We start from the raw sequence: 9881 nt of genomic DNA, 5'->3' as shown, positions 1-9881 counted from the left end.
GAAGCAAGGGTTCAATGATTGCCCATTCCCTGTCCGTCAGTTCGTATCGCCGCCGCGCCATCTGCCTCTCCTTTACAGGAAGGCCGTTGAATCACGCTGGCGACCGGAACTCAACCAAGTTTATGAGTTTGCGCCCTAATGGAGGCCGAGGCGCGGAAGGCTGCAGGCGAGGACTGATCGTCAGCATCGTTTCGGTATCCATAAAAAACCAGAGATAGCCTTTATGGATGCGGAAACTCGGTCGGCCGATCTTTAACAAGAATACCGAGTGGCATTTTGAGAACAATGAAAGTGCAACTCCGTGACCGTTACGAGCGCATTGCAGTCTTTCCAAAATCAAATGGCGAGTGCATCGCGTTTATCGCATCCCATTTAGCAGTCCGCTAAGGCCGCGATCTTGCCTGATCCACGGTCCCTTCAAGCGACCCATAAGAAAAGGGCCGCGCCCTTTGTGCCGGACGCGGCCCTTTTGAAATGAACAGGGGGTCGCAGGGGGATCAAGATCCCCCTGCATAACCTTCTCTGAACGCCAGCCCTTACAGCGAGCCGCGCTGGCCGAGGAGGCGCAGGCGGAGCGCATTGAGCTTGATGAAGCCTGCGGCGTCGCGCTGGTCGTAGGCGCCGGCGTCTTCCTCGAAGGTGACGATGTTCGAGGAGTAGAGCGAGTTGGGCGACTTGCGGCCGACGACGTTGACCGAGCCCTTGTAGAGCTTCAGGCGCACGGTGCCGGACACGTTGGCCTGGCTGTGGTCGATGGCGGCTTGCAGCATCTCGCGCTCGGGCGAGAACCAGAAGCCGTTGTAGATCAGCTCGGCGTACTGCGGCATGAGCTGGTCCTTCAGGTGGGCCGCGCCGCGATCGAGGGTGATCTGCTCGATGCCGCGGTGGGCCTGAAGGAGGATGGTGCCGCCCGGGGTTTCGTACATGCCGCGCGACTTCATGCCGACGAAGCGGTTCTCGACCAGATCGAGGCGGCCGATGCCGTTGACGCGGCCCAGCTCGTTCAGGTGGGCGAGCAGGGTGGCCGGGCTCATGGCCTGACCGTCAACCGCAACCGCATCGCCCTTCTCGAAATCGATGGTGATGTAGGTAGGCGCATCCGGCGCATCTTCCGGGTTCACGGTGCGCGAGAACACGTAGTCCGGCACTTCTTCCCACGGATCTTCGAGAACCTTGCCCTCGGAGGAGGTGTGCAGCAGGTTCGCGTCCACCGAGAACGGCGCTTCGCCGCGCTTGTCCTTGGCGATGGGGATCTGGTTCTGCTCGGCGAATTCCAGCAGCTTGGTGCGGGAGGTCAGGTCCCACTCGCGCCACGGCGCGATCACCTTGATGTCCGGCTGGAGGGCGTAGTAGCCCAGCTCGAAGCGGACCTGATCGTTGCCCTTGCCGGTCGCGCCGTGGCAGACGGCGTCCGCGCCCATGCGCTTTGCAATCTCGATCTGCTTCTTGGCGATGAGCGGGCGCGCGATGGAGGTGCCCAGCAGGTACAGGCCCTCGTAGAGGGCGTTGGCGCGCATCATCGGGAACACGTAGTCGCGCACGAACTCTTCGCGCAGGTCCTCGATGAAGATGTTTTCCGGCTTGATGCCCAGCAGCTCGGCCTTCTTGCGGGCCGGCTCCAGTTCTTCGCCCTGACCCAAGTCAGCGGTGAAGGTGATGACTTCAGCGTTGTATTCGGTCTGAAGCCACTTGAGGATGATCGAGGTATCCAGGCCGCCTGAATAGGCCAGAACCACCTTCTTGATATCGCGCGCCATTGTTACAGCCTCCGGTGAGTCTCAGGGCCATGGGCCGCGTGGTGACGGATCATGGCTCTAATCTCTGTGTTTCGCCGCATTTTCTTAATCGCAGGGCAGGCCGCTTTTTCGGAAAATGCTCCACGGCGCGGCGTACCGGTGCAGGGGGGCTGCGTCAAGCGCAGGAATGGACCTCAATCGTCACATGCGACAGCATCCGGGAGTGGGGACCCATTCCCCGCAGCCGGTCATGGTACACGTGGGAGGGCTGGGGGTCGGTCGAGACGATGGTCGCCATGGTGGCCAGATGGCCGGGTCCGACCCGCCAGATGTGCAGGTCGGTCACCTTGTCGGTCTCGGTTTCGAGCGCCGCCCGGGCCTTCTCCATCAGCCGGTCGTCCGGCGTCATGTCGAGGAGGATGCCGGCGGTCGAGCGCATCAGCGAGAGCGCCCAGCGGCCGATGACGAACGCGCCAAGGAGGCCGATCACCGGGTCCAGCCACGTCCAGCCGACGGTCATGCCGACCAGCAGCGCGACGATGGCCAAGACCGAGGTCAGCGCATCGGCCAGCACGTGCACATAGGCCGCGGCCATGTTGTGGTCCTTGTGGTGCTCGCCATGATCGTGGTCGTGGTGGTGATCGTGGGCGTGGTCGTGATGGTGCCCGTGGTCATGGCCGTGATCGTGGTGGTGATGATCGTGGCCGTGCCCGTGATCGTGACCGTGGTGATGATCATGCCCGCCGTGCAGCAGCCAGGCGCTGATCAGGTTCACCACAAGGCCGATGACGGCCACGGCGATGGCCTCGCCGAAGTGGATCGGGCGCGGCTCGATGAGGCGGAACACGGACTCGACGGCGATCAGCAGCGCGACCAGACCCAGCGCCACGGCGCTGGAGAAGGCGGCCAGATCGCCCACCTTGCCGGTACCGAAGGAGAAGCGCGGGTTATGCGCGTTCCGGCGGGCCACCACGTAGGCCATGGCGGAAATGCCGAGCGCGCCCGCATGGCTGGCCATGTGCCAGCCATCCGCCAGCAGCGCCATGGAGCCCCAGAGCAGGCCGCCGCCGATCTCCGCCACCATCATGACGATGGTGATGCCGATGACCAGCCACAGGCGCTTCTCGTTGCTGTCCTGCTTGCCTGACAGGAAATGGTGGTTCTTTTCCCAGGCGCCGGGGACCGGCTCCTGCGAAATGTCTAGGGTACTACGGGTGACGCGACTTTGGACCATGGTTCCGCCGACAACAGCTTCGCTTCCGCCTGCGCCATGTAATCGCGGGTGATAGGTACGCTATCGACCCGACGCGCAAGCTGGATCTGGAATACCACATGTCCGTTGTGGCGGAAGGCACATAAGGCCCCGGCGAGGTAGAACATCCACATCCGCCAGAAGCGCTCGTCATACAGCCGGACGATGGCGTCCTTCTCTTCCCGGGCGCGATCGTACCAGTGCTGGAGCGTGTGCATGTAGTGCAGCCGCAGCACCTCGACGTCGGTGACGTAGAGGCCGGCCCGCTCGATGGCGGGCATGATTTCCGAAAGCGCGGGGCAGTAGCCGCCGGGGAAGATGTACTTGCGCGTCCACGGATCGGTCACGCCCGGCCCGTCCGCCCGGCCGATGGTGTGCAGCAGCATCACCCCGTCGTCCTTCAGGAGCTCGCACGCCTTCTCGAAGTAGGTCTCGTAATAGGGCTTGCCCACGTGCTCGAACATGCCGACCGAGACGATGCGGTCGAACTTCTCGCGCATGTCGCGGTAATCGGTGAGCTGGAAGCTCACGTCCTCCGTCACCCCGGCGTCGATCGCGCGCTGGCGGGCGACGGCGAGCTGTTCCTCGCTCAGCGTGATGCCGGTGACGCGCGCGCTGGCCACCTGATTGAGGTAAAGCGCCAGCCCGCCCCAGCCGCAGCCGATGTCCAGCACGGAAAGGCCGGGCCGGTCGAGCAGCAGCTTGGCGGCGATGTGCGCCTTCTTGTCGAGCTGGGCCTTTTCCAGCCCCACGGCGGGGTCACGGAAGTAGGCGCAGCTGTACTGCCGGTCCGGATCGAGGAACAGGTCGTAGAGCTTGCCGGACAGATCGTAGTGGTGCGCCACGTTCTTCCGGGCCGAGCGCTGGCTGTTCCACTGCTGGAGGGCGGTCCACCAGCGCGGGGTATGCTTCAGCGGATTGCGCAGCTCGTTGTCCGGGTGCCAGTGCAGGTTGCCGGTGAACAGGTTGATGAGGTCAAGGATATCCCCGTCCTCCAGCACGATCCGGCCGTCCATGTAACCTTCGCCGCAGCCCAGCGTCGGGTTCATGGCGATGGCCCATGGAATGCGCCGGTCGGTCAGACGGATGGTGCAGGATACGCCCTGCCCGTTGCCGAAGCGGTGGCGCTGGCCATCCGCATCGATCACCGTGAGATCCCCTTGACGAACAACACGACGCAACAGTGCAGAAAGTGGGCCCATGACCAACCCCTCCGTTTCGCACCCGAGCAGTTTGAGCCTCAATTTAGCACGGCAAGTCGATACGGCGACTCAAAACCTGACCATCCGTGTTTCGCGCGCGGTCCAATTCGACTAGATCCCCCCAGTTCGGGTGTTCCGACAGTACCTGACGATAGGGTTTCCCATGGCGATTCCGCCGAAACTGCGCACGACCTTCAACTGGACCGCGCTTTGCGAGCATCTGGACACCCATGGCTGGGTGCAGGTGCCGAACATTCTGGCGCGGGCCGATGCGGACGCCCTCTACCGCACCCTGTCCGGGATCGAGACGTGGCACACCTCCATCGGCGCGGGCACGCAGAACTGGTCCGTGCCCGCCGGGGCGGACGCCAGCCTCGCGCTGGGGCAGGCTCATGCGCTTGCCGGATCGCAGCAGGGCTTCGCCTACGCATTCGAGCATGTGCCGGGGGTCGAAACCGGCATGGCCCCGGCGCTGGCGAGCGTCGAGGCCCTGGTGCGGTCCGACGGGTTTCTCGACATCGGCCGCAAGCTGCTGGGGGACGAGGAGATCTGCTTTGCGGATGCGCAGGCCTGCCGCTACGGCCCCGGCCATTTCCTCACCACCCACGACGATAACGTGGCGGGGAAGCATCGCCGCGCCGCCTACGTGCTGAACCTGACGCCCCAGTGGCGGGCGGACTGGGGCGGCCTGCTGCTGTTCCATGACGAGAAGGGGCGCGTGACCAACGGCCTCGTGCCGGCGTACAACGTGCTCAACATCTTCAAGGTGCCGGTCGCGCACTCGGTCAGCGTGGTCGCGCCGTTCGCGCCGGTCCGGCGCTACTCCATCACCGGCTGGCTGCGCACGCAGCCGGACTGACCGCCAGCTTCATCAGCCCCAGTGCTTCAGCAGCACGGCGTCCGGGGCCAGCGAGAAGGTGACCGGCGTGGTGCCGAAGGCGTCTCCGTCCACCTGCGCGGCGACGGGAGCGGGCGCGGCCACGTGCACCTGTTCGCAGGACAGCCTGACGACGCTGCGCAGCCCCTCGTGACGGCCGAGGGCGGCCATGGCGGCGAAGCGGATGAGGCGGGTTCGGCCGCCCGGCCGCACCACCAGCACGTTCAGTTCATCGGCGAAGGGCCGGGCGTCGGGGAACAGGCGGAAGCGTCCGGCATAGAAGGGCACGCGGGAGACGATCATCTGCGCGGCCTCGAAATGGCGGCCGTTGGCGTGGACCTCGAAGCGCGGCGGCGGTGCAGCAAGGGCGGCGGCACCGGCCGCGGCATAGGCGAGCTTGCCGGCCCGGCGCTTCAGCTCCAGGCTGACGCGGCGCACCGCCTCCGCATCGACGCCGACGCTCGCCACGCACAGGAACGGCTGGCCGTTGGCAAGGGCCGGGCGGAACGGCACGGCGGGGCCTTCAAGGATATAGCGGGCAAGGGCGTCCGCCTCGGCGGGCAGGCCCAGCGACAGGGCCGTCACGTTGGCCGTGCCTGCGGGCAGGATCGCCAGCGGAAGGGAGGAACCGATCAGCCCCGCCATCACCTCGCCCGAGGTGCCGTCACCGCCCGAGGCGACGAGGACGTCAGCCGCGCCCGCATGGGCGGCGGCGCGGGCAAGCTCCCGGGCATGACCGGCGTATTCAGTGGGGGCGATGTCGACACGGGCGCCGTGGCGGGCGAGAATGCTTGCCATGCGGCGGGCGGGGCCGAGGCCCTGACCCGCCGTGGGATTGGCGATGATGAGGATGCGCGGCTGATTAATCAGATCAGCTTACCGCGTCGGCCATGATTTCCGCCTGCTTCTCGGCCGCGATGCGGTCCAGCTCGGCGCGGCTGATTTTCTGGCTTTCCGACTTGAGCTGACCGCAGGCGGCCATGATGTCCCGCCCGCGCGGGGTGCGGATCGGGGCGGAGATGCCCGCCTTGAACACGATGTCGGAGAAGCGCTCGATCTGCTTCCAGTCCGAGCATTCGTAGGCGGAGCCCGGCCACGGGTTGAACGGAATGAGGTTCACCTTGGCGGGGATCTTGTACTTGCGCAGGAGGCGGACCAGCTCCTTGGCGTCCTCGTCGCTGTCGTTCTTGTCCTTCAGCATCACGTATTCGAAGGTGATGCGGCGGGCGTTGTTCGCGCCGGGGTAGGCGGCGCAGGCGGCCAGCAGTTCCTCGATGCCGAACTTGCGGTTCAGCGGCACGATCTCGTCGCGCACGTCCTTGGTCACGGCGTGCAGGGAGACGGCGAGGTTCACGCCGATCTCTTCGCCGGCCTTGGCCATCATCGGCACCACGCCCGAGGTGGAGAGGGTGATGCGGCGGCGGGAGAGCTGGATGCCCGCCTCGTCCATGATGATGTTCAGCGCCTTCTTCACGTTGTCGAAGTTGTAGAGCGGCTCGCCCATGCCCATCATCACGATGTTGGTGAGCAGGCGGCCGTCCTGCGCCGAGGGCCATTCACCCAGCGTGTCGCGCGCCAGCATGACCTGACCGACGATCTCGCCCGGCGTCAGGTTGCGCACCAGCTTCATGGTGCCGGTGTAGCAGAAGCGGCAGTTGAGGGTGCAGCCCACCTGACTGGAGACGCACAGCGTGCCCCGGTCGGCGTCCGGAATGAACACCATTTCGAACTCGTTGCCGTCCGGCGCGCGCAGCAGCCACTTGCGGGTGCCGTCGGTCGAGACCTGCGCGGTCACGACCTCGGGGCGACCCACCACGAAATGCTGCTCAAGCTCCGCGCGCACGTCCTTGGCGATGTTGGCCATGGCGGCAAAGTCGGTCACGCCGCGATGATAGACCCAGTGCCAGATCTGGCTGGCGCGCATGCGTGCCTGCTTCTCAGGCACGCCCACCTCGATCAAGGCGGCCCGCAGCTCGTCCCGGTCAAGGCCGAGAACATCCCGGCGGCCGTCGGCACGCACGATGGGCGCACGGGGGCTGACCACAGGATCAATGTTGCCGGGAATCTGCATGGCACTCGTCTTTACGTCTGGGGGTTGTGGATAACTTGGGGCGTATGTACGCGCTTTTGCGCGAAATCTCCAGAGTTACCCGGCGTTTTTACCGCTACAGGCACTCCGTGCGGCGTCAAGCGCGGCGGAAATGCCCTTCAGGGAGTAGCGGTCGGTGATTTGCGTGCCCCGCGTGGAGGTGCTGGTCACCTCGGCGGTCGTGCCCTGACGCAGGGCCTTGATGATGGCTTCATCGGCGGCGGCGTTCTCGGCCCAGGCGGATTCGCCCTCGGGCAGCAGGGTGAAGGAACGGGAGCCGATCTTCAGGGTGACGGGTTTGCTCGGGTCTATGCCGAAGCCGGTGGCGGCGTGAAGCTGGGGGCCGCTGCGTCCGGGCCAGAAGCCGACGCTGAGGGAGGCCTGACCGCGACGGACGTTCTGCGTTGAAGCGCGGGTCTGGTTGGGGCCAGTCACCGCATAGCATCTGGTGTCATTACCGGGGTCTCGAAACGCAGCCCAATCGCCAAAGGCTCCCAGCGTCTCCCGGGCATCGGCGGCTGGGGTCGCCAGAACCATCATGCCCATGGCCAGTGCGATCAGGGCGGTGCGAAGTTCACTCATATAAAAACTCCTGCCGCATTCCGGTATGTGTCTCACCCTGCGTGCTCTGGAGCGTGCTCTGAGCGTGCTCAGGAGCGTGCAGGGGATGGGCGGCCGGAATGCCGTTTTCAACAGAGCTGCCAGCGGTTCTAAACGTTGGAACCGGCAATGCGGCACCGCGCTGACAGCACCGGTCCGGTTTGAGCATCGGCCTGCCCGCCAGCAGACCGCGCCTCCCCGATCCGGGATGCACAGGAGACCGACCGAAGCGTTGCGCCCAATCCCCGAAAAGCGGGGCAGGCAGCACCGGGCGAGCCTTGATTTTGCCCGGTTTTCCGCCGTCTGGACGCCGCGATCAGCCCTTGTGCCCGCGCCCTTCCAGAGGGCTTTTCAGGCGGTCGGATCGTGCGACCATGTCGTTCTCCTGCCGGGGGTCATTTCGGTTTATCCTTGGAATGTCCAGTCCCCGGATAGGATAAGTTGGCACCCGGGAACGCGAAAACGGGGACGGGGCGGGGCGCGAAACGTAGAGCCGCTCAAAATTTCCGTTTTGGTTTACAAACAGTTAATTCCGGCAAGGGGCCAGACAGTTGCTTTTCTGCAACGGTTAGCGGGGATTGAGGTTAACGGGCCGGAGCTTCGCCTTATTGATGGGGGGGAGGGCCGGAATCGGGGCTTGAGGTGCAGCTTCCTCTCATCAGGCGATGAAAGTTGAATTTATATTCAGATTCCGCGCCGCAGCATGTTGACCGGGCCGATGCCTCGCCGGTACACAAACTACAATAATGGAGGGGTTTTGCATGAGTAAAGTCTACTCGGATGCGGCGGCGGCCCTTGATGGCCTCCTGTTTGACGGCATGACCATCATGTCGGGCGGCTTCGGCCTTTGCGGCATTCCCGAACACCTGATCGCGGCCATGCGCGACAGCGGCGTGAAGGATCTGACGGTCATCTCCAACAACTGCGGTGTTGACGACTTCGGCCTGGGGCTGCTGCTCAAGACCCGCCAGATCAAGAAGATGATCTCCTCTTACGTCGGCGAGAACAAGGAGTTCGAGCGCCAGTTCCTCTCGGGCGAGCTGGAGCTGGAGTTCAACCCGCAGGGCACGCTGGCCGAGCGCATCCGCGCGGGCGGCGCAGGCATTCCGGCCTTCTTCACCGCCACGGGCGTCGGCACCATGGTGTCGGAAGGCAAGGAAATCCGCGAGTTCGGCGGCCGCAAGTACGTGATGGAAACCGGCCTCGTGGCGGACGTCTCCATCATTAAGGCGTGGAAGGCGGACACCGAGGGCAACCTCGTGTTCCGCAAGACCGCCCGCAACTTCAACCCGATGATGGCGACCGCCGGCAAGGTGACCGTCGTCGAGGTGGAGGAGCTGGTCGAGGTCGGCACGCTCGACCCGGATCATATTCACACCCCCGGCATCTTCGTTCAGCGCATCGTCAAGGGCGCGAACTTCGAGAAGCGCATCGAGCAGCGCACTGTCCGCAAGCGGGAGACGGCATAATGGCTTGGTCACGTGATGAGATTGCGGCCCGCGCCGCACGCGAGCTGAGCGACGGTTTCTACGTGAACCTCGGCATCGGCATCCCGACGCTGGTGGCCAACCACATTCCGGAGGGCATGCGCGTGGTTCTCCAGTCGGAGAACGGCATGCTGGGCATGGGTCCGTTCCCCTTCGAGGGCGAGGAAGACCCGGACCTGATCAACGCCGGCAAGCAGACCATCACCGAACTGGCGTACAGCTCCTACTTCTCCTCCTCCGACAGCTTCGCGATGATCCGCGGCGGCCACGTCAACCTGACCATCCTCGGCGCGATGGAAGTGTCGGAGAACGGCGACCTTGCGAACTGGATGGTTCCGGGCAAGCTGGTGAAGGGCATGGGCGGCGCGATGGACCTGGTGGCCGGTGCCAAGAAGGTCGTGGTCGTCATGGAGCACAACGCCAAGGACGGCTCGCCCAAGTTCAAGCCGGCGTGCGAGTTGCCGTTGACGGGTGTGGACGTGGTTGACATGCTGATCACCGACATCGCCGTGTTCAACCGCCCGGCCAAGGGTGCAGGGTTCGAGCTGATCGAACTGGCCCCCGGCATCACCGTTGCCGACGTGAAGGCGCGGTCCACGGCGCAGTTCACCGTGGCAGCTGGCCTGGAATAAGTCCTT

General features: G+C 64.8%; 9 protein-coding genes. 3 read left to right on the top strand and 6 right to left on the bottom strand.

The features are described 5' to 3' along the window. Positions 1-536 precede the first annotated feature (536 nt). The 3 genes from VIG90_RS01280 to VIG90_RS01270 all read right to left on the bottom strand — a co-directional run bounded on the left by VIG90_RS01280 (position 537) and on the right by VIG90_RS01270 (position 4190). The gene (locus VIG90_RS01280) at positions 537-1757 is read right to left on the bottom strand and encodes an argininosuccinate synthase (RefSeq protein WP_331591590.1); all 1221 of its coding nucleotides are present in this window, start codon (positions 1755-1757) and stop codon (positions 537-539) included. A gap of 154 nt (positions 1758-1911) precedes the next feature. Continuing rightward, positions 1912-2970 (bottom strand): CDF family Co(II)/Ni(II) efflux transporter DmeF, encoded by a 1059-nt coding sequence (gene dmeF / locus VIG90_RS01275; protein ID WP_331591589.1) that lies wholly within the window; start codon positions 2968-2970, stop codon positions 1912-1914. Next, a complete protein-coding gene (locus VIG90_RS01270) occupies positions 2937-4190 on the bottom strand; it encodes a cyclopropane-fatty-acyl-phospholipid synthase family protein (protein ID WP_331591588.1) in 1254 nt (417 codons plus the stop codon). The genes dmeF and VIG90_RS01270 overlap by 34 nt, the downstream gene beginning before the upstream one ends. A 163-nt stretch (positions 4191-4353) precedes the next feature. Here VIG90_RS01270 and VIG90_RS01265 point away from each other — a divergent pair, with 163 nt between their 5' ends. Beyond that, positions 4354-5049, top strand: coding sequence for a 2OG-Fe(II) oxygenase (locus VIG90_RS01265; protein ID WP_331591587.1), 696 nt, complete (start codon positions 4354-4356; stop codon positions 5047-5049). A 12-nt stretch (positions 5050-5061) separates the two neighbouring features. Here VIG90_RS01265 and VIG90_RS01260 read toward each other — a convergent pair whose 3' ends face one another. The 3 genes from VIG90_RS01260 to VIG90_RS01250 form a co-directional block, all read right to left on the bottom strand. Continuing rightward, complete coding sequence (locus VIG90_RS01260; RefSeq protein ID WP_331591591.1) at positions 5062-5910, bottom strand: diacylglycerol/lipid kinase family protein; 849 nt, start codon at positions 5908-5910, stop codon at positions 5062-5064. A 28-nt stretch (positions 5911-5938) separates the two neighbouring features. Continuing rightward, complete coding sequence (gene rlmN / locus VIG90_RS01255) at positions 5939-7138, bottom strand: 23S rRNA (adenine(2503)-C(2))-methyltransferase RlmN (protein ID WP_331591586.1); 1200 nt, start codon at positions 7136-7138, stop codon at positions 5939-5941. 75 nt (positions 7139-7213) lie between these two features. Continuing rightward, positions 7214-7738 carry an invasion associated locus B family protein gene (locus tag VIG90_RS01250; RefSeq protein WP_331591585.1) on the bottom strand — a complete coding sequence of 175 codons (525 nt, stop codon included), beginning with the start codon at positions 7736-7738 and terminating at the stop codon, positions 7214-7216. 779 nt (positions 7739-8517) lie between these two features. Between VIG90_RS01250 and VIG90_RS01245 the strand changes: the two genes are divergently transcribed. Next, positions 8518-9225 (top strand): CoA transferase subunit A, encoded by a 708-nt coding sequence (locus VIG90_RS01245; RefSeq protein WP_331591584.1) that lies wholly within the window; start codon positions 8518-8520, stop codon positions 9223-9225. Then, entirely contained in the window at positions 9225-9875 is a 651-nt protein-coding gene (locus VIG90_RS01240) for a 3-oxoacid CoA-transferase subunit B (RefSeq protein ID WP_331591583.1), read from the top strand. The genes VIG90_RS01245 and VIG90_RS01240 overlap by 1 nt, the downstream gene beginning before the upstream one ends. Positions 9876-9881 lie beyond the last annotated feature (6 nt).

The organism is Pedomonas sp. (genome assembly GCF_036515995.1).
Taxonomy (GTDB): Bacteria; Pseudomonadota; Alphaproteobacteria; order Sphingomonadales; family Sphingomonadaceae; genus Pedomonas.
This window is presented reverse-complemented; position numbering and strand designations above follow the sequence as displayed.